We start from the raw sequence: 19473 nt of genomic DNA, 5'->3' as shown, positions 1-19473 counted from the left end.
GATAATCAATGGGCTGTGCGACGTGCAGCCATCCAAGCATTAGCCAGTAATTTCCAAGATGACCCGGACACCCGCTCGTTTCTCAAAGACCGCGCCACTGCTGATAATGATGAAGATGTGCGACGTGCAGCCATCCAAGCATTAGCCAGTAATTTCCAAGATGACCCGGACATCCGCTCGTTTCTCAAAGACCGCGCCACTGCTGATAATCAATGGGCTGTGCGACGTGCAGCCATCCAAGCATTAGCCAGTAATTTCCAAGATGACCCGGACACCCGCTCGTTTCTCAAAGACCGCGCTACTGCTGATAATGAATCGTATGTGCGAGGTGCAGCCATCGAAGCATTAGCCAGTAATTTCCAAGATGACCCGGACACCCGCTCGATTATCAAAGACCGCGCCACTACTGATAATGATGAAGATGTGCGAGGTGCAGCCATCGAAGCATTAGCCAGTAATTTCCAAGATGACCCGGACACCCGCTCGATTATCAAAGACCGCGCCACTGCTGATAATGATGAAGATGTGCGACGTGCAGCCATCGAAGCATTAGCCAGTAATTTCCAAGATGACCCGGACACCCGCTCGATTATCAAAGACCGTGCCACTGCTGATAATCAATGGGCTGTGCGACGTGCAGCCATCGAAGCATTAGCCAGTAATTTCCAAGATGACCCAGACACCCGCTCGATTATCAAAGACCGCGCCACTGCTGATAATGATGAAGATGTGCGACGTGCAGCCATCCAAGCATTAGCCAAATACTTCAGATATCAGCCTGAGTTGTTTGAAATTTACTACAACTGGGCTGTCAATGACTCCTTTGAGCGTAAGTATAACTATAAAACCAACCCTCGGCGCATTGCACTGGAGATAATTATCAAGCAATTTCCTCAGCATCCACAGACTTTACCACTGTTGCGTGACAAGGCAGAGAATGACAAAGATAAGGAAGTGCGAGAGTTTGCTCAACAGAAGTTGGCAGAATTAGAGAAGTAAAAGAGTTGCAAAAATATGAACAACACAGAAGTTCGTCAACAAATCAACCAATATCTAGATGGCTTATCTTCAGAACGCCTAGAACTGGTTGCTGACTTCTTAACTTATCTAGCAGATAAAGAAAGTGAAGACGCTACCCAAGAGTTACTTGATAATTCGTAATTCGTAATTCGTAATTCGTAATTTTTCAAATTAGAGAAGCATACGGCGATGCCTTCACGATAGGCATCGCGGATTTTAGATTTAATCTAATCTAAAATCCCAAATCGAGTTACCGATTCACCGCCGCAGCTTCTCTTGCTGCTGTTGCTTGATCTGGGTGAATACCCAAGCGGGTGAGATTAATCCGACCTTTGTTATCAATTTCGCGCACTTTGATAATCACTTCATCACCCACCGCTACTTCATCCTCTACTTTGCCAACGCGGTAGTCAGCTAGTTGAGAAATGTGAATCATGCCTTCTTTTCCAGGCAAAAATTCCACAAATGCACCTATCGGTATAATCCGAGTAATACGTCCTGCGTAGACATCCCCTTCGTGCAACTTGCGGGTCATGCCTTGGATGATATTTCTGGCTCTCTTCGCCTTGTTCTCATCCACAGCGGAAATTGTCACGGTGCCATCATCTTCGATGTCAATTTTTGCACCAGTTTCCTCTGTGATCCCTTTAATAGTTTTGCCTCCAGGCCCGATGACCAAACCAATCATGTCTGAATCAATCTTGATTGTTAACAGACGTGGAGCATAAGGTGAGGTTTCAGTCCGTGGCGTATCAATGCAGGCGAGCATTTTCTCCAGAATGTGCAACCGGGCTGCTTTAGCTTGGTGGACGGCTTGGGCTATAACCTCCAAGGACAAACCGGAGATTTTCATATCCATTTGCAAGGCGGTAATCCCGGCATCCGTCCCGGCAACTTTGAAGTCCATGTCGCCCAAAAAGTCTTCAATGCCTTGGATATCGGTCAGAACTCGAACTTCGTCCCCTTCCTTAATCAGACCCATTGCCGCGCCACTGACGGGTTTGAGAATTGGTACACCAGCATCCATCAGGGCAAGGGTGGAACCGCAGACTGAACCCATTGAGGTGGAACCGTTGGAAGAAAGTACTTCCGAGACGATGCGAATTACGTAGGGAAATTGTTCTTTTGACGGTAGCACAGGGATTAGCGATCGCTCTGCCAATGCCCCATGACCAATTTCACGCCTTCCTGGGGCCCGCATTGGCTTGGTTTCTCCGACTGAGAACGGCGGGAAGTTGTAATGATGCAGATAACGCTTGTGCTGATCTAGCTGCATGTCATCGTTGAGGTTTTGAGCATCCCCAGGTGTACCTAGAGTACAAGTGGATAATACCTGAGTTAGTTCCCGGTTAAATAAACCGCTGCCGTGGACTCGCTTTGGTAAGACATCAACTAAACAAGAAACCGGGCGCACTTGATCGAGTTTACGACCATCAACGCGGACGTTATCTTCAATGATTTGTCGCCGCATGAAGTATTTGGTAATATCCTTAAAAGTGTTACCAAGTGCCTTCTTATTTGCAGTTGCGGCAACTCGAATGGGATCTTCTTCTGGCAGTTCGGTAATTGTCGCGGCAATTTCATCCTTGACTACATCTAAAGCTGCATCGCGTTCGGGTTTGGTGAAACTAAATTGAGACAAGATTTTTTTAATCTGACCGTTGGCGCGATCGCGGATATAATTTTCTAGGGTTTGGTCTACTACTGGTGGTGCTTCTTGCACTATTACTAGACCGAGTTCGGCGATTAAATCTTGCTGCGCTTTGATTAAGTCCCGCACTGCTTCATAACCAAAGTCAATCGCTTCGAGAATATCTCGCTCTGGCAACTGATTGGCTCCCGCTTCCACCATGATCACGCCATGTGGTGAACCTGCTACTACCAGATCCAAATCTCCAGCTTCAGTTTCTGCATAAGTGGGGTTAATGATGAAATCATCTCCCACTAAACCAACCCGCACTGCTGCCATTGGCCCATTAAAAGGAATCTGGGCAATTAGGGTAGCGATGGAAGCGCCTGTAACTGCTAACACATCGGGTGGAACTAACTCGTCCATCGACAGCGTTAAGGCAATAATTTGCAAGTCATCCCTTAGCCATGAAGGGAACAAGGGACGCATGGGACGGTCTATAAGACGGCTGGTGAGAATTGTTTTTTCTGGTGGACGACCTTCGCGCCGCATGATCCCGCCGGGAATCCTACCAGCGGCATATAGCCTTTCTTCATAATCTACTGTGAGGGGAAGAAAATCGATGCCTTCTCTGGCTTGCGATCGCGTAGCCGTCACTAAAACGGATGTGTCCCCTGATTCTATCAAAACCGACCCACCTGCCTGGGGAGCTAGTAGGCCTACTTTCAGTCGAATATCCCTTCCATCGAAGGATATTGACTTATCAACTTCTGCCATTCAGTTTTTTTTCCTTCTCTTTCGCTATTCTCTTTCTGTGGCAATCCTAACATTTATGCCCTATAGCTGACTTCTAGTACATACAAAGATAGACAAGTCGTTTAACGCAAAGTGTGATAAAAGATGAGCGCGTCTACTACCTGCCCATTCTCTAACTTCGCCACACCCGGAATTCGCCCAATAATCTCAAATCCTAACGACTGCCAAAGTGTAATTGAAGGTATATTAGTCTCAAAGACCAAATTAAACATCACTGCTTCGTAGCCCAGGTTTGCTGCTATCGAAAGCATAGCCTCTCCCATGAACCGTCCTAAACCCTGACTGCGTAATCCTGGTTGTACAATAAAACCAGCGTTGCAAATATGGCTACACTGACCGGGAAAGTTTGGCTTTAAATAAAACGCCCCTAATATTTCTTTTGGCTTGTGTGTAGGATTTACAACAGATGTCCTGACAACAAAGGCATCCTTGCTTAACCAGTAAGCTGAAAATTCTGTTAGAGAGAGAGGTTGCTTTTGAGGATAGGTTTTACCTTCAAGAATTACAACATTGAGTAACGATCTTACAACCTCTTGTTCTTGAGGATGCATATAATCCAGTTCCACTAACATCCCATTTTTTAAGACTTTAATTAGGGGAAAATTCATTATTAACAATGTTTATGTGGAATAATTACTTAAATATTTATTATATGAGAAATTTGGCCAATAAATCTTCTTGAAAAGATGCAAAAAGTAGAATAATTCCGATTTTAATTCTGGAGTTTTGGGAAAATCTGAGTAGTTAGCAAATGGCGATTTTACACTGTAATTGGTTACTAAAAAATCAAGATGGTAGTTTATTTATTTGGGGGGAAACTTGGCGATCGCCACGAGTGAATTTCGAGTCTAATGGATCTGGAGATATAGCACTACATCCATTGGCAATGACATCAGTTGAGTTGAGTGAGTGGTTGCGTTCCCAGAACATGGTAATTACCAACTTCATCCAAAAAACCCAAGTTGCGTTCGCAACTACTGGGCGAACACGCAAAGCCCCCAGTGCCACTGAGATCAGTTTACCAACCCACTCTCAAATCATTGCCTTACCAACTTATATCCCAGAAAGTAGTAGCGAAGGAACAGCAGCGATTTTTCCTGTACATTCTGCCAGCTTGGGGGAAAATACAGACTTGCCACAATATTTGCAACCGTGGCGAGTTGAGGGTTTTTGTCTTAATCCCAGCGAAGCAGTAAAATTTCTCGCTGCTATTCCCCTAAATGCTGCTAAAGGGGAAGATGCTTTTTTGGGTGGAGATTTACGCTTTTGGTCGCAGGTTGCGCGATGGAGTTTAGATTTAATCTCACGTTGTAAGTTTTTACCAACAATTAACCAACAATCAGATAGTGCATTTGCTGCTAAGTGGCGAGTACTTCTAGATAGCGCTGTAGATGGAACGCGCCTAGAAAAATTTTCTGCGAATATGCCGTTGGTTTGTCGTACTTATCAAGAGGAAGTGGGGAGTGGGGAGAGACAAGGGGACAAGGAAAATAACCATGCCCCATGCCCAATGACCAATGACACCAGTTGCTTCAAGTCGGCAAAGCCGCCCAATGCACTGGCTCCCCAATGTCCAATCTATATAAACTTGCCCGTTGAACCTCAAGAATTACTGTTGGGATTTCTCAACAGTACGATAGATGCCCAAGTGCGAGAAATGGTAGGTTCTCAACCTCCAATTGAAGCTAAGGCGATGTCTACGACGGGCAACGCCTACGCATCTTTACCGTCTGGTGTGCGACAGTGGTTGCAAGCCTTAACTAGTGTATCTGGTACAGTCAATGCAGATGCAATTGAAGTGGAACGGCTGGAAGCGGCACTGAAGGCTTGGACTATGCCGCTACAATACCAGTTAACTCTTAAAACTCTATTTCGTACCTGTTTTCAACTGCGTTCTCCAGAGTCTGGCGAAACAGATTGGACATTGGCGTATTTTTTGCAAGCAGCTGACGATCCAGAGTTTTTAGTCGATGCAGCAACTATTTGGAACAATCCAGTTGAAAGATTGGTTTATGAAAATCGGACAATTGACCAACCACAAGAAACATTTTTGCGAGGTTTGGGGGTAGCTTCCAGATTATACCCAACAATAGTAGCCAGTTTTGAAACCGAATATCCCCAATTTTCTCGTCTTACCCCTATCCAAGCTTATGAGTTTATCAAGGCTGTAGCTTGGAGGCTGGAAGACAGCGGTTTGGGAGTAATTTTGCCTCCCAGTTTGGCTAATCGTGAAGGATGGGCGAACCGTTTGGGTTTAAAAATTACAGCCGAAACCCCAAAGACAAAGCAGGGACGTTTAGGGTTGCAGAGCCTACTAAATTTCCAATGGCAATTAGCAATTGGCGGGCAGACTATTTCTAAAGCCGAGTTTGATAAACTTGTGGCTTTAAATAGTCCGCTAGTGGAAATTAACGGTGAGTGGGTGGAATTACGACCCCAAGACATCAAGACAGCCCAAACTTTTTTTACGACTCGCAAAGACCAAATGGCGCTTTCCCTGGAAGATGCCTTGCGTTTCAGTACAGGGGATACCCAGGTAATTGAAAAGTTACCAGTGGTCAGCTTTGACGCATCTGGGGCATTGCATGAGTTGATTGGGGCGTTAACAAATAATCAAGCGATCGCACCTTTGCCCACACCAACAGGCTTTAAAGGACAGTTGCGACCTTATCAAGAACGTGGTGCTGCTTGGTTGTCATTCTTGGAACGTTGGGGCTTGGGTGCGTGTCTTGCAGACGACATGGGACTCGGTAAAACTATTCAGTTTATTGCTTTTTTGCTACATCTAAAAGAACATGATACACTAGAAAATCCAACACTGCTAGTTTGTCCAACTTCGGTTTTAGGTAACTGGGAAAGAGAAGTCAATAAATTTGCACCAAGCCTAAAAATTTTGCAATATCACGGTGACAAACGCCCAAAAGGAAAAGCGTTTTTAGAAGCTGTAAAAAAACACGATTTAATCGTTACCAGCTACTCACTTCTTCATCGAGATATCAAGTCATTGCAAAGTGTATCTTGGCAGATAATAGTTTTAGATGAAGCCCAGAATGTGAAAAATCCAGAGGCGAAGCAGTCAAAAGCAGTGCGCCAATTAGAAGCTACATTTCGGATTGCGTTGACGGGGACACCAGTAGAAAATAGATTACAAGAACTATGGTCTATTTTGGATTTTCTGAATCCTGGGTATTTAGGCAATAAGCAATTTTTCCAGAGGCGGTTTGCCATGCCAATTGAAAAGTATGGTGATACGGCTTCTTTGACTCAGTTACGTTCATTAGTACAACCATTTATACTGCGGCGATTGAAAAGCGATCGCGACATCATTCAAGATTTACCAGATAAGCAAGAAATGACTGTATTTTGCGGTCTAACTGGTGAACAAGCTGCACTTTATCAACAAGTTGTAGAACAATCTTTAGTAGAGATAGAATCTGCTGAAGGATTGCAACGTCGGGGGATGATTTTAGCTTTACTAATCAAACTCAAGCAAATCTGCAATCATCCAGCCCAATACTTGAAACAAGCGACATTAGAGCAACATAATTCAGCCAAACTTCTGCGGCTAGAAGAAATGTTAGAAGAAGTTTTAGCAGAAGGCGATCGCGCTTTAATCTTTACACAATTTGCTGAGTGGGGTAAATTACTTAAACCCTATTTAGAAAAACAGCTTGGGCGAGAAATATTCTTTTTATATGGTAGCACCAGTAAAAAACAACGAGAGGAAATGATCGACCGTTTCCAACACGATCCGCAAGGGCCACCGATTATGATTCTTTCTCTGAAAGCGGGTGGTGTAGGACTGAATTTAACACGAGCAAATCATGTATTCCACTTTGATAGATGGTGGAATCCAGCCGTAGAAAATCAAGCCACAGACAGAGTATTTCGGATTGGACAAACCCGAAATGTGCAAGTACATAAATTTGTTTGCACAGGCACTTTAGAAGAAAAAATTCATGACATGATTGAAAGTAAGAAACAATTAGCTGAACAAGTTGTAGGTGCTGGTGAAGAGTGGTTAACTGAAATGGATACAGACCAACTCCGCAACTTACTACTACTTGACCGCAGTGCAGTAATTGACGATGATGCAGAATAAGTTTGTAGTAAGGACTTTAGTTCTTGAATTAAGGGCTAAAGCCACCCACTACAAAGCTCTTATATTTAATGTGACAGACCAGATTCACATTAAATATAATAGGTAAACTCATTCTTCATTTTTCTTCCTTTGTGCTCTTTGCGTCCTTCTCTGCGAGATGCTGCGCGAATGCAGTTCGTTTCTCAACCCCCTGATAATTAACGCGATGAACCGCTAGATTAAATATACGATATTGGTGACAAATATCACACCTTCTTCTTTAGCCTGTGCCATCATGTCGAACCACTTTACCCACGGTTATGCGTTGTTGATTGGGGTTGGCACAACAGCCGAATCCTCATATTCATTGCCTGTCACAGTTAAAGATGTGCAAGCCCTGAAAACAGTGCTAACCGATCCAAACTTATGTGCCTATCTGGATGATTCCGAACATATTCGCTTATTGCAGAATGAGCAGACAACGCGCAGCGCAATTTTGGATGGATTAACGTGGTTAAAGGAAAAGGCTGCCGCCGATCGCGATGCAACAATTGTAGTTTTTTACTCTGGTCATGGGTGCTTTGACTTATCAAGTGAGTGCTATTATTTGCTCCAACATGACTTCAATTCCACAGACATTGTTAATACCGCTCTGTCTGCCCAAGAATTTACCGGAGCTTTACGGCAGATTCAAGCAAAGCGGTTGTGGGTGGTAATTGATAGTTGCCACGCAGAAGGTATGGCTACTGCTAAGGGAGAACTACCTGCTGACTTTATCGCTACGGCATTACCCAAGGGGGTGATTGATGCGCTGAAGCAGGGCGAAGGACGGGCGGTGTTTACGTCCTCCAGGGGCAATCAGGTTTCTTGGATACGTCCTGATGGAACCATGAGCCTCTACACTTATCATCTAATTGAGGCATTGCAAGGAGCGGCTAATCAACCAGGGGATTCCAAAGTCATGCTCTCAAATCTGATCAATCATTTGGGTAAAACCGTGCCAGAGAGTGCTAGAACCTTATGTCAAAAAGAACAAACCCCATTTTTTGATACAGCGATGGAAGATTTTCCTATTGCCATGCTGCGGGGAGGGAAGGGACTGCCAAACTCAACCCCAGTCTCGGACTTGCCCAAAATTATGACTGATCAAGAAGTGGTAACACCTGCACTAGCAAGAGCAAAACGAGCGTTAGCATTTTTGGAAGAACAAGCTGCTTCCTATGGAATTCGTATTCCAGTGGATTTGCAGATTGAATTGGAAGAGAAACGCCGCCAGGTAATTGAATTAGAATCCCGGCATAAAAGAACAGGATTGGATTAAGCAAATATAGCCGACGATGATTAGACTCTTGCAAAAATCCTTGAATCACCCCTCCCCGTATGTATTGGGGAGGGGGCAAGATTTCAAGTTTCCTCCCTTTATAAGGGGGGATAAAGGGGGGTCTATTCGACTTATGCAAGAGGTCTATTTTTCTTGTTCCAAGTTCTGAACACGAACTTCCGAGTTCCGAGCACGAACTTCCGAGTTCCGAGCACGAACTTCCGAGTTCCGAGCACGAACTTCCGAGTTCCGAACACGAACTTCCGAGTTCCGAACACGAACTTCCGAGTTTTGAGCACGAACTTCCGAGTTCTGAGCACGAACTTCCGAGTTCTGAGCACGAACTTCCGAGTTCTGAGCACGAACTTCCGAGTTCTGAGCACGAACTTCCGAGTTCTGAACACGAACTTCCGAGTTCCGAGCACGAACTTCCGAGTTCTGGGGATATCTTGAAAAAATCATACAATCTTGTGAGGTGGAGATAAGTCTAAGCGTCGGCTTCTGGCGAACAGAACTTCGGAGTATCTTGCCCGCCCTGGAACTCGGACAGACTAGAGAGCTTATCCCACAAGCATTAATTAGATATTTTTTTATTTGAAAATCCCTTAGATTTATTTTTTATATAACCCTATGGATAATCAAGAAGCACTACAGCGAACTCTCAACCGCGCCCGTCGCGCCCTCCAGATATTAGAGGAGGAAAAAGCTAGTTATGGAATTCGAGTTCCAGTGGATTTGCAGATCGAACTGGAGGAAAAACAAAAAGAAGTCACTAGCATAGAGGCGCGATTAAGCCAGTTACAGGGAAAGCGCCCGGAAAGTGTGCCCGATAACCTGCCCCGCTATAACGATGTGTTTGTGGGACGCAAACAAGAAATTGCGCGTTGTTTGGAGGCACTTTCACCAGAGGAGCGTGGTTGGGGTGTGGCGATCGATGGTATTGGTGGTATGGGCAAAACGGCGTTAGCGCTGGAGGTAGCACACCTAGCCCGTCAGAAAGGCTTGTTTGATGCCTACCTGTTTGTTTCTGCCAAGACTACCAGGCTCTCAATTGAAGGAGTGCGGGAAGAAACCCTCGCTGAGTCTTCTCTCGATAGCTTCTGCCGGGAATTTGCCAAGGGATTGGGACAGGCGGATATTGTGAAAATGACTGATGCCACAGAACGCCGCCGCGCCCTTCTAGATGCCCTGCGGGGACGGTGCACCCTATTGATTTGGGACAACTTGGAAACTCTGAATGCAGAAGAACGCGATATGATTGCCGAGTTTTTGCGGAAACTGCCCACCCCCAACAAAGCCATCATCACCAGCCGCCGCCGCACTGGGGAAAGCGCCGTTACCATCCGCTTAGATCGTCTCTTAAAGGCAGAAGCTTTGGAGTTAATGCAGGCAAAGGGAAGGTCGCATCCCCGTCTAGCCCAAGAACTAAACGCCACGAAGCCAGAGATATTGACCGCTTTATATGAAGCCTCTGGTGGCAATCCCCTAGCGCTGGATTGGACATTAGGACAGGTGGCACACAAAGGCTACTCCATAAGTGATGCCCTAGAGCGGTTACGTAATGCCGCCAAATCCCCCGATCTCTATGGGTTTCTGTTTGCCGATTCTGCCCAAATTCTCTCTGAAAATGATCGCACACTGTTGTCTGCCCTGGCTGTGTTCCTGACACCAGCAAAAACCGCAGCACTGGCAGATTCTACGGATTTAGCCATCACCGAGATCCAAGTTTCTTTAGAGCGGTTGGTAACACTGTCTTTAGTGAATGAGTTGGATGGAGAACGGTTTGGCCTGCACCCCCTCACGCGCACGTATGTCCGGGCAGCTGTGGGCGGAACGGATACTGTTGGGACTGCACCCCTAGCGAGTGGAATCCGGTTTGATTCTGCTGCCCAAGGGAAAGTTCTGCACTACTGGGTAGACTTTGCCCAGAAGTACGGGGGTGAGGGCAAAGATGCCTATCAGACCCATGACAAGCTGGAAGCCGAGTGGCAGAATCTAGAAGGCGTGGCGACAACCCTGCGAGAGATGGCAAGTATCCCCGATGGGTTGAAAGACCGACAAGCTGCCCAGATGCTCATCGATTTGGAAAGCGCTTTGTCTAACTTCCTCTTGTTTCGCGGCTATTGGGATGAGCGGATACGCCTGGGTGAGTGGAGATATCAGGCGGGAAAGGCGCTGGATCAGTGGAGCGATGCTGGTTGGGGTGCTTATAACACTGCCTTTATTTATTTCTATCGTGCAGAGACAGAACAAGCAGCAATTTGGGTAAATCAAATGGCAGAAGCGATGGAACGGAGCGGTAGTCGTCGAAATAAGGCTGTGGCAAGTCAGCTGCAAGGAAATATTGCAAGCCAACGCAAAAACTGGATTGAGGCAGAGCGGTTTTACCAAGAGACATTAGCAATTTTCAGAGAATTGAAGGAAGAAACAGCTGAGGCGATCGCCCTCAACTGGCTGGGAACAGTTGCGCAATCGCAGGGACAATATGATCGTGCTGAATCCTACTATAAGCAAGCATTGGTGATAGAAGAAAAGCTGGGAAATAAAGGACGACAAGCAACTTATTACGGCAACTTGGGACTTCTAGCCCTTGACTGCGATCGCCCTTCAGAAGTCCGCCCCTGGTACGAGCGTGAGTTAGCCCTAGCCCAGGAAGTGGGACGGCAAGACTTGGTAGCTGATGCTCAATCTAGTCTGGCACAAGTTCTGGAGGAGGAGGGGCGCTACACAGAGGCGCTACCCTTGGCACTGGCTGCCCTGGAAATCCAAGAGCGCCTGCGCGATCAGAGCTTGGATTGGACGCGCCAATTAGTTGAGCGGTTGCGGCACAAGGTAAAGATGGAATAATTCGTAATTAATTCAAGGTTTTACGCCCCTATATAGTCCCAGAGTTCCAATCTATAGACGTATATTTGCAAAACTGATATCCTCCCAACGATAACGCTATAGTCTGAGGTAACTGTCACAAAACGAGATCAACTAATCCATTCCATAATTTTGAATTTTGAATTCGGAGCGAAGCGACGTGACTTATGACTAATTACACATTACAAGCAAGCCGCGAATGGTGGTCACAACAATGGCTAGATTTACTAGATTCCTATCGCTTTAAAAAGCGTTTAGAACGTGCTAGAAATTACGCCCGTCAAGGAAATGTTTTGAGCATCGAATTTAAAGGTGCGAAAGTATTGGCTAGAGTGCAAGGTAGTGAAGTAGAACCTTATAAAGTTTCCCTTTCCCTTGAACCATTTACCGATGAACAATGGGGTTATGTAATTGAAACCATGTCCCAAAGGGCAATTTTTGCAGCCAAGCTACTAGCAGGAGAAATGCCACAAAATATAGAAGAAGTCTTCACAGCTAATGGTCTTTCGATATTTCCATTTACCCTTGCTGATGTCCAGAGTAAATGCTCTTGTCCTGATAAAGCAAATCCCTGTAAACACATTGGTGCTATATACTATCAGTTAGGCGATCGCTTCAGTGAAGACCCCTTTGTACTATTTCAATTGCGCGGACGTTCTAAAGAGCAAATTATCAGCGATTTGCGTCAGTTACGTAGTACCAAGATTCAACCCAGTAGTACCACAGAAACGCCCAATATTCAACAGTCAATTCCTAATAACAAATACTCGGTAAAAATTGATTCTTTCTGGCAATACAATGAGCCACTAGAGTCATCATTGGTAGTGATTGCACCATCTACTAGTGAGACGATATTAGATGTATTGGGAGCAATTCCCCTAGCGAAAGAAGAGGAAAATGCAGTAAATTCAACTTCGAGTGATGTGGTAATGAAGTATTTGAATACCGTTTACAGAGATCTAAGCCAGAAGGCTGTTTTAGCAGCGATGAATGTAGGAGGAAGTTGATACTAATTCGTAATTATGAATTAAATTGACTGGAATATTCTCGCCTTAAAACTCTATCCCTTTATTGGTAGAGTATTTACCAATTCTGAATTCTGGATTCTGACTCCTGACTCCTGATTTATTGTCCAAACTCAAGCCTAGCCTGTTCTACCAAATCAGCAGTCACAACATCTTGGCCTGCTTCACGAGCTAGCTGTTCAATTCTGGTTTTAGCTTGAGAGCGGACAAAAAAGGGAATATTTTGTAACTTTTCCTTAGCTTCAGATGTCCATCGCAAAGCATCAATAAAATTGGAATCATTCATAGATTAGTTACCTTGGCAAGTCGCTCACTTTAATTAATAGATTACTAATTTTCCTATAAAAAAAGCCCTTGCTTTTATGCAAGAGCCTCTAAATTATTTAGTTGTCAGTGATGAAATAAACTTTACAACCTAGTCAAGGTCGTCCATGAACATCACTGGCTCAGTATCACGGTTAATTCCTTTCTCAAAACCACCAGCCGCAGCCCGTGCGCGACCAGCGTGCCACAAGTGACCAACTAGGAAGAAGAATCCTAGTACGAAGTGAGAAGTCGACAACCAAGCGCGAGGAGATACGTAGTTGAAAGAGTTAATTTCGGTAGCCACACCACCCACGGAGTTCAAAGAACCCAGAGGAGCGTGGGTCATGTATTCAGCAGCGCGACGAGCTTGCCAAGGCTGAATATCATTCTTGATTTTTTCCAGGTCAAGACCATTGGGGCCACGTAGAGGCTCCAACCAAGGGCCGCGGAAATCCCAGAAACGCATGGTTTCACCACCGAAGATGATTTCACCAGTTGGAGAGCGCATCAGGTATTTACCTAGACCTGTAGGGCCTTGGGCAGAACCGACATTAGCACCCAAGCGTTGGTCACGAATCAAGAAGGTCAAAGCTTGAGCTTGAGAAGCTTCTGGACCAGTAGGGCCGAAGAATTCGCTGGGGTAAACAGTGTTGTTAAACCAAACAAAGATTGAGGCAATGAAGCCCATCAAAGAGAGAGCGCCCAAGCTGTAGGAGAGATAAGCCTCACCAGACCAGATGGATGCACGACGCGACCAAGCAAAAGGCTTGGTAAGAATGTGGAAAATACCGCCAGCAATTAAGATTAAGGCAATCCAGATGTGACCACCGACCACATCTTCTAAGTTATCAACGCTGACAATCCAGCCTTCGCCACCAAAGGGAGACTTGATTACATAACCGAAGATAACTGCTGGGTTCAATGTCGGATTGGTAATAATCCGAACATCACCACCGCCTGGTGCCCAGGTGTCATACAACCCACCAAAGAACATTGCCTTTAACACTAACAGCAATGCACCGACTCCCAAAATAATCAGGTGAAACCCGATGATGTTGGTCATCTTGTTCTTGTCTTTCCAGTCGTAACCAAAGAAAGAAGAGTATTCTTCTAAGGTTTCTGGGCCGCGAACGGCATGATAGATACCGCCAAAGCCAAGGACGGCTGAGGAAATTAGGTGGAGTACACCGACAACAAAGTAGGGGAAGGTATCGATGACTTCACCACCAGCACCAACACCCCAACCCTGAGCGGCAAGGTGAGGTAACAGGATCAAGCCCTGCTCATACATGGGTTTTTCAGGAATGAAGTGAGCGACTTCAAACAAAGTCATCGCTCCAGCCCAGAATACAATCAAACCAGCGTGGGCAACGTGAGCACCCAGCAGTTTACCAGATAGGTTAATTAAACGTGCGTTACCAGACCACCAAGCAAATCCAGTGGATTCTTGGTCGCGTCCAGCGCCGCCTAAGATATTTGGTCTATTAGAGAGCGTTACCACGTGGTAATACCTCCTCAGGGAATACAAATTGTTCGTGGGGTTGATCTTGAGGAGCCATCCAAGCGCGGATACCCTCGTTCAGCAAAATGTTTTTGGTATAGAAGGTTTCAAACTCAGGGTCTTCCGCTGCCCGTAATTCTTGGGAGACGAAATCATAAGCCCGCAGGTTGAGTGCTAAACCGACAATGCCGACGGCGCTCATCCACAAGCCTGTGACTGGCACGAACAACATAAAGAAGTGCAGCCAGCGCTTGTTAGAAAAAGCAATCCCGAAAATCTGTGACCAGAAACGGTTTGCCGTCACCATTGAGTAGGTTTCTTCCGACTGGGTGGGATTGAAGGCGCGGAAGGTGTTAGCACCATCACCGTCTTCAAACAAGGTGTTTTCGACTGTGGCACCATGAATGGCGCACAATAAAGCACCACCCAATACCCCAGCAACACCCATCATGTGGAAGGGGTTGAGTGTCCAGTTATGGAACCCTTGCAGGAATAGTAGGAATCGGAAAATTGCAGCCACCCCAAAGCTGGGTGCAAAGAACCAGCTAGATTGTCCCAAGGGGTACATCAGGAATACGCTGACGAATACCGCAATCGGAGCCGAGAAGGCGAGGGCGTTGTAAGGACGTATTCCTACTAAACGCGCAATTTCAAATTGCCGCAACATGAAGCCAATCAAACCGAAGGCTCCGTGTAGTGCCACGAATGGCCACAAGCCACCCAATTGGAACCAACGGGTGAGGTCGCCTTGAGCTTCTGGACCCCACAACAGCAATAGGGAGTGTCCCATGCTGTCGGCGGGGGTGGATACTGCCACTGTCAGGAAGTTAGCACCTTCTAAGTAGGAGGAGGCTAATCCGTGGGTGTACCAAGAGGTGACGAAGGTGGTGCCAGTCAGCCAACCGCCTAGTGCTAGGAAGGCGCAGGGGAATAGTAGTATCCCTGACCAACCTACGAATACGAAGCGATCGCGCTTGAGCCAGTCGTCGAGAACGTCAAACCACCCTCTACTGGAGGCACGTCCAACTGCGATGGTCATTAGAGCAAAATCCTCTTTTTTTACTAAAATTGCAACGTTTCCAAGACTGTACGGAGAGCCAGTGTAACCGACTGCCGTGAGGAATTAACGTTTTTTTTGACAATCTCAACTGCTTTCAACCAACTGAGATTCTGAGAGCTTGCTGACTAGTTAAGTCATTATTTCTCAGGGTTATGACATTACACGTACCATCGGCTAGTAATCTAGCTTGTGGTAACTTAATGATTCTTAATTTATCACACTACTCAGGGTTTTTGCCTGATACACAAAAGCAAATTAGGCATGAAACACGAACCTTATAAATAATATGAATATCAGAAATTTTACAATTTGACACAACTTTTCTCAGAAATCTGAAAAAATTTAATGTAAATAGACGTAGGTAGGTAACTCATTTCAAGAGGTCAAAAATAGGCAGGGAGAGGATAGCAGGGAATAAGGGGGGCAGAAGGGCAGGGAGAAAGAATTTTTATCAGCGATTGAGTGAAAAAATAGTACAACACTCCCTAAAAAATTATATCCGTAGCAGAAACATGGAAGGGCGCAGTTGAGTTTTTGTCAACGATGTTTGGTAAAATGTGGATAGTCATTTCGCCGCCACGGTTGTTGATACACCTCTGGAAAACCTATGTGAAACGTTAGACAAGGAGAAAGGAAGTTGGCATATCTTGACTAAATACAAATAGCCTAAGTGGTTTGTCCCGTAGTACGAGTAAGCCAGCATTATCTGGGACAGTAAAATTTGTAGGGTACAAAGTGAAAAATTTATAGTCTGCGGCAGGGTTCCCGTGGACTTCAAACATAACTCTGGGTGCCTCTTAAGCAATAGCCGGATTGGCACAGGAACCCACCACTCTATGCAAAAGCATTCAGTGTGCTTTGTATGTGACAGCGAGTATCTCACGGGCAATGGTAGTTCAATGACGACATCAACAACGATTAACAAAGGCGATCGCCTCCTGCACCAAAATGTTCTCGGTTCTCGTCGGTTCAGTAACTACTGGTGGGCAACTATCGTTACCTTGGGAGCAAGCGGCTTTTTATTGGCTGGAATATCCAGTTATTTAAAAGTTAATTTACTCATAGTTTCCGATCCCACTCAACTGATATTCGTCCCCCAAGGATTGGTGATGGGGTTATATGGTACTGCTGGCTTGCTATTAGCCACATACCTGTGGCTAGTGATTTTATTGGATGTTGGAGGCGGTTACAACGAATTTAATCAGGAAACTGGCGCAATCAAAATCTTCCGCTGGGGGTTTCCTGGGAAAAACCGCCAAATTCAGATTGATAGCCGCATAGAAGATGTCCAATCTGTACTAATAGACGTAAAAGAAGGTCTTAACCCCCGTCGTGCCCTCTATTTACGCATTAAGGGACGGCGAGATATACCCTTAACACGGGTTGGACAACCCTTATCTTTAACAGAGTTGGAAACAGATGGCGCAAAGTTAGCCCGCTTTTTGGGAGTATCGTTAGAAGGACTTTAAGGGAGTGGAGGAAGAAGAGGGGGAGTAGGGGGCAAGGGGGAGAATAAAAATTACCTCTTTCTTCTCTGCTGCAAGCTTTGTGCCCCTCTGCCTCTTATACCCAATGCCCCTCAAAACGATAAGATACTCTGGTTAAATCGGTAACAGGCAATGCGGTTAAAAATTTCACAATTTTTACTTTCTCTTGTGATTATCAGTGCCTTGATGTTGGGAGGATGTTCAACACAGCAAGTCGCTTCTAATAGCTCTTCTCCAAACTCGACTGCTACCTCGGCCACAAGCGAGGCAAGTACCAAAACAACTACTGAAGCAACATCTGTATCTCAAACTAGTAGTGAGAGTGTTCCTGGACTGGCAGATTTACCGCGTCTTGAAGGCAAGGCTACTGTGGTAATCACGGTTAAAGGTTCGCCGATTACTATCGAAGTAGACGGCACTGATGCCCCCATTACAGCCGGCAACTTCGTAGATTTAGTGCAAAAGGGTGTGTACGATGGTTTAGCTTTCCATCGAGTTGTGCGCGAACCCCAACCGTTTGTAGTTCAAGGGGGCGATCCCCAAAGCAAAGACCCGAAAGTTCCAGCAGATAGACTGGGAACAGGTAGCTATATTGACCCAAAAACGGGAAATGCTCGTTATATACCTTTAGAAGTTAAGCCCAAAAGTTCAGATACTCCGATTTACAATAAACCATTTGATGCTACTGCTCAAGCTGTCGTATTGCCCCATAAACAAGGTGCAGTAGCGATGGCGCGATCGCAATCACCAGATTCAGCTTCTGCCCAGTTTTACTTTGCTTTGGCGGATCTAGCATTTTTGGATGGTAACTACGCTGTGTTTGGCAATGTCACTCAAGGCTTTGATGTCGTAAACAAAATTCAGCAAGGCGATCGCATTGACTCTGCTAAAGTTACCCAAGGTGCTGAAAACCTGAAAACGCCTGGACAGTAGGAGGAAGATGGCAGGGGAGCAGGGGAGCAAGGGGGCGAGGGAGGTAGTAAAAAAACTCCTAACTTTTAACTCCTCACTTTTAACTCCTAACTCCTAAATTGGTCAAAATTGTTATTACTGGTATTGGTCTAGTTTCCGCTTTGGGTGGAAGCTTAGAGGATAGTTGGCGAAATTTAATCGCAGGTAAATCTGGAATTCGGTTACACCAACCATTTCCAGAACTTACACCACTTCCTCTTGGTTTGATTGGTCAACAACCATCTGAGTTGACAATGTTAACTCAGATGGTTGTTGCTTCTGCTTTACAAGATTCTGGGTTAGTTGCACCTTTAACTGATTGTGCTGTAGTCATTGGATCGAGTCGCTCTTATCAAGCGTCTTGGGAAATGCTGGCGCGGCAAATGTATAACGCGAAGAATTTTCCCGTGTCCTCTTTTAAAAATTGGCTAGATATATTACCTCATATCAATGCGATCGCCGCTGCCAGGCAAATCGGTGCATCAGGGATAGTTTTGGCACCGATGACAGCTTGTGCTACTGGAATTTGGTCTATTGCCCAAGCAGCTTTACTTATACAAACTGGGCAATGTCAACAAGCGATCGCAGGTGCAGTGGAAGCACCGATTACACCCTTAACTTTAGCTGGATTTCAGCAGATGGGTGCTTTGGCAAAAACTGGGGCTTATCCCTTTGATTTGCATCGGGAAGGCTTAGTGTTGGGTGAAGGCGCGGCTGTATTTGTCTTAGAATCAGCAGAGTTAGCAAAGCAACGTCAAGCAAAAGTGTATGGTGAAATTCTCGGTTTCGGCTTAACTAACGACGCATATCACAGTAATTCACCAGAACCAGAAGGGAAAAGTGCGATCGCTGCCATCAAACAATGTCTAGAACGTAGTTGTCTGTCATCAACCGATATCGATTACATTCATGCTCATGGCACAGCTACCCAGCTAAATGACCAGATGGAAAGTATGGTAATCCAGCGTTTGTTTCCCCAAGGCGTGGCAATTAGTTCCACCAAGGGAAGCACAGGTCATACACTAGGGGCATCTGGAGCTTTAGGTGTAGCTTTTTCTCTCATGGCGCTAAAGCATCAAATATTACCACCTTGTTTAGGATTGCAGCAGCCAGAGTTCGATTTAGATATCGTCACAGCAGCACGTCTAAGTAAAATTCGACAGGTATTATGTTTGAGTTTTGGCTTTGGGGGACAGAATGCTGCGATCACTTTAGCAAGGTAAAAACTTGTGAGGGTTGTGATTTGTCATTAGTTTTCAATGCCCCATGCCCTTAAGTTAGGTGTGAGAATATTTTGGTTACTGATGCCATTCTTGTTAAAACATACATATATTAGGTTTCAATATCTTATTCACTGCTTTACCATTAGCAAAAGCTTGGATAACATCAGTATCTATAAGTACTAAGTTT

Annotated in this window: 15 protein-coding genes; 9 read left to right on the top strand and 6 right to left on the bottom strand. The window is 45.4% G+C overall.

Features of this window, described 5'->3' with window-relative positions:
- Positions 1 to 999 (top strand): HEAT repeat domain-containing protein (locus V7K60_RS07170; protein ID WP_334924146.1); only part of this gene is annotated, 999 nt, incomplete at its 5' end.
- 15 nt (positions 1000 to 1014) lie between these two features.
- Positions 1015 to 1161 (top strand): hypothetical protein, encoded by a 147-nt coding sequence (locus V7K60_RS07165; RefSeq protein ID WP_334924144.1) that lies wholly within the window; start codon positions 1015 to 1017, stop codon positions 1159 to 1161.
- Positions 1162 to 1270: 109 nt separating this feature from the next.
- Here V7K60_RS07165 and V7K60_RS07160 read toward each other — a convergent pair whose 3' ends face one another.
- Together V7K60_RS07160 and V7K60_RS07155 are read right to left on the bottom strand one after the other, a co-directional pair.
- Positions 1271 to 3427: a polyribonucleotide nucleotidyltransferase gene (locus V7K60_RS07160; protein ID WP_334924142.1), complete on the bottom strand. Its 2157-nt coding sequence runs from the start codon at positions 3425 to 3427 to the stop codon at positions 1271 to 1273.
- Positions 3428 to 3528: 101 nt separating this feature from the next.
- Positions 3529 to 4074, bottom strand: a complete 546-nt coding sequence (locus V7K60_RS07155) for a GNAT family N-acetyltransferase (protein WP_334924140.1) — start codon at positions 4072 to 4074, stop codon at positions 3529 to 3531.
- A 143-nt stretch (positions 4075 to 4217) separates the two neighbouring features.
- Here V7K60_RS07155 and V7K60_RS07150 point away from each other — a divergent pair, with 143 nt between their 5' ends.
- Positions 4218 to 7568 carry a DEAD/DEAH box helicase gene (locus V7K60_RS07150; RefSeq protein ID WP_334924138.1) on the top strand — a complete coding sequence of 1117 codons (3351 nt, stop codon included), beginning with the start codon at positions 4218 to 4220 and terminating at the stop codon, positions 7566 to 7568.
- 235 nt (positions 7569 to 7803) lie between these two features.
- Positions 7804 to 8868, top strand: a complete 1065-nt coding sequence (locus tag V7K60_RS07145; protein WP_334924136.1) for a caspase family protein — start codon at positions 7804 to 7806, stop codon at positions 8866 to 8868.
- A 144-nt stretch (positions 8869 to 9012) separates the two neighbouring features.
- Here the strand turns inward: V7K60_RS07145 and V7K60_RS07140 are convergent, their stop codons facing one another.
- Positions 9013 to 9330: a hypothetical protein gene (locus V7K60_RS07140; RefSeq protein ID WP_334924134.1), complete on the bottom strand. Its 318-nt coding sequence runs from the start codon at positions 9328 to 9330 to the stop codon at positions 9013 to 9015.
- Between the two features lie 168 nt (positions 9331 to 9498).
- On the opposite strand from V7K60_RS07140, the gene V7K60_RS07135 reads away from it, so the two are divergent.
- Positions 9499 to 11715 (top strand): tetratricopeptide repeat protein, encoded by a 2217-nt coding sequence (locus V7K60_RS07135; protein WP_334924132.1) that lies wholly within the window; start codon positions 9499 to 9501, stop codon positions 11713 to 11715.
- Between the two features lie 185 nt (positions 11716 to 11900).
- Positions 11901 to 12740 carry an SWIM zinc finger family protein gene (locus V7K60_RS07130; RefSeq protein WP_334924130.1) on the top strand — a complete coding sequence of 280 codons (840 nt, stop codon included), beginning with the start codon at positions 11901 to 11903 and terminating at the stop codon, positions 12738 to 12740.
- Between the two features lie 118 nt (positions 12741 to 12858).
- On the opposite strand, the gene V7K60_RS07125 is transcribed toward V7K60_RS07130, so the two are convergent.
- The 3 genes from V7K60_RS07125 to psbD all read right to left on the bottom strand — a co-directional run bounded on the left by V7K60_RS07125 (position 12859) and on the right by psbD (position 15604).
- A complete protein-coding gene (locus V7K60_RS07125; RefSeq protein WP_334924128.1) occupies positions 12859 to 13044 on the bottom strand; it encodes a PCP reductase family protein in 186 nt (61 codons plus the stop codon).
- A gap of 129 nt (positions 13045 to 13173) precedes the next feature.
- Positions 13174 to 14565: a photosystem II reaction center protein CP43 gene (gene psbC / locus V7K60_RS07120; protein ID WP_334924126.1), complete on the bottom strand. Its 1392-nt coding sequence runs from the start codon at positions 14563 to 14565 to the stop codon at positions 13174 to 13176.
- The gene (psbD, locus tag V7K60_RS07115; protein ID WP_334819344.1) at positions 14549 to 15604 is read right to left on the bottom strand and encodes a photosystem II D2 protein (photosystem q(a) protein); all 1056 of its coding nucleotides are present in this window, start codon (positions 15602 to 15604) and stop codon (positions 14549 to 14551) included. The genes psbC and psbD overlap by 17 nt, the downstream gene beginning before the upstream one ends.
- 920 nt (positions 15605 to 16524) lie before the next feature.
- Here psbD and V7K60_RS07110 point away from each other — a divergent pair.
- The 3 genes from V7K60_RS07110 to V7K60_RS07100 all read left to right on the top strand — a co-directional run bounded on the left by V7K60_RS07110 (position 16525) and on the right by V7K60_RS07100 (position 19286).
- Positions 16525 to 17094: a photosystem I assembly protein Ycf4 gene (locus V7K60_RS07110; protein WP_334924154.1), complete on the top strand. Its 570-nt coding sequence runs from the start codon at positions 16525 to 16527 to the stop codon at positions 17092 to 17094.
- Between the two features lie 150 nt (positions 17095 to 17244).
- Positions 17245 to 18045 (top strand): peptidylprolyl isomerase, encoded by an 801-nt coding sequence (locus tag V7K60_RS07105; RefSeq protein ID WP_334924124.1) that lies wholly within the window; start codon positions 17245 to 17247, stop codon positions 18043 to 18045.
- A 98-nt stretch (positions 18046 to 18143) separates the two neighbouring features.
- Complete coding sequence (locus V7K60_RS07100) at positions 18144 to 19286, top strand: beta-ketoacyl-ACP synthase (protein ID WP_334924122.1); 1143 nt, start codon at positions 18144 to 18146, stop codon at positions 19284 to 19286.
- The last annotated feature ends 187 nt before the right edge of the window (positions 19287 to 19473 follow it).

Source organism: Nostoc sp. (genome assembly GCF_036917555.1).
GTDB lineage: Bacteria > Cyanobacteriota > Cyanobacteriia > Cyanobacteriales > Nostocaceae > Nostoc.
Note: the sequence above shows the minus strand (reverse complement) of the source record. Positions and strands in the feature narration are given on the sequence as shown.

What these genes read in the sequence shown, in the direction of transcription:
- V7K60_RS07165 (WP_334924144.1), top strand. Translation starts at nt 1,015, where the DNA reads ATGAACAACACAGAAGTTCGTCAACAAATCAACCAATATCTAGATGGC.
- V7K60_RS07160 (WP_334924142.1), bottom strand. Translation starts at nt 3,427, where the DNA reads ATGGCAGAAGTTGATAAGTCAATATCCTTCGATGGAAGGGATATTCGA.
- V7K60_RS07155 (WP_334924140.1), bottom strand. Translation starts at nt 4,074, where the DNA reads ATGAATTTTCCCCTAATTAAAGTCTTAAAAAATGGGATGTTAGTGGAA.
- V7K60_RS07150 (WP_334924138.1), top strand. Translation starts at nt 4,218, where the DNA reads ATGGCGATTTTACACTGTAATTGGTTACTAAAAAATCAAGATGGTAGT.
- V7K60_RS07140 (WP_334924134.1), bottom strand. Translation starts at nt 9,330, where the DNA reads ATGATTTTTTCAAGATATCCCCAGAACTCGGAAGTTCGTGCTCGGAAC.
- V7K60_RS07135 (WP_334924132.1), top strand. Translation starts at nt 9,499, where the DNA reads ATGGATAATCAAGAAGCACTACAGCGAACTCTCAACCGCGCCCGTCGC.
- V7K60_RS07130 (WP_334924130.1), top strand. Translation starts at nt 11,901, where the DNA reads ATGACTAATTACACATTACAAGCAAGCCGCGAATGGTGGTCACAACAA.
- V7K60_RS07125 (WP_334924128.1), bottom strand. Translation starts at nt 13,044, where the DNA reads ATGAATGATTCCAATTTTATTGATGCTTTGCGATGGACATCTGAAGCT.
- psbD (WP_334819344.1), bottom strand. Translation starts at nt 15,604, where the DNA reads ATGACCATCGCAGTTGGACGTGCCTCCAGTAGAGGGTGGTTTGACGTT.
- V7K60_RS07110 (WP_334924154.1), top strand. Translation starts at nt 16,525, where the DNA reads ATGACGACATCAACAACGATTAACAAAGGCGATCGCCTCCTGCACCAA.
- V7K60_RS07105 (WP_334924124.1), top strand. Translation starts at nt 17,245, where the DNA reads ATGCGGTTAAAAATTTCACAATTTTTACTTTCTCTTGTGATTATCAGT.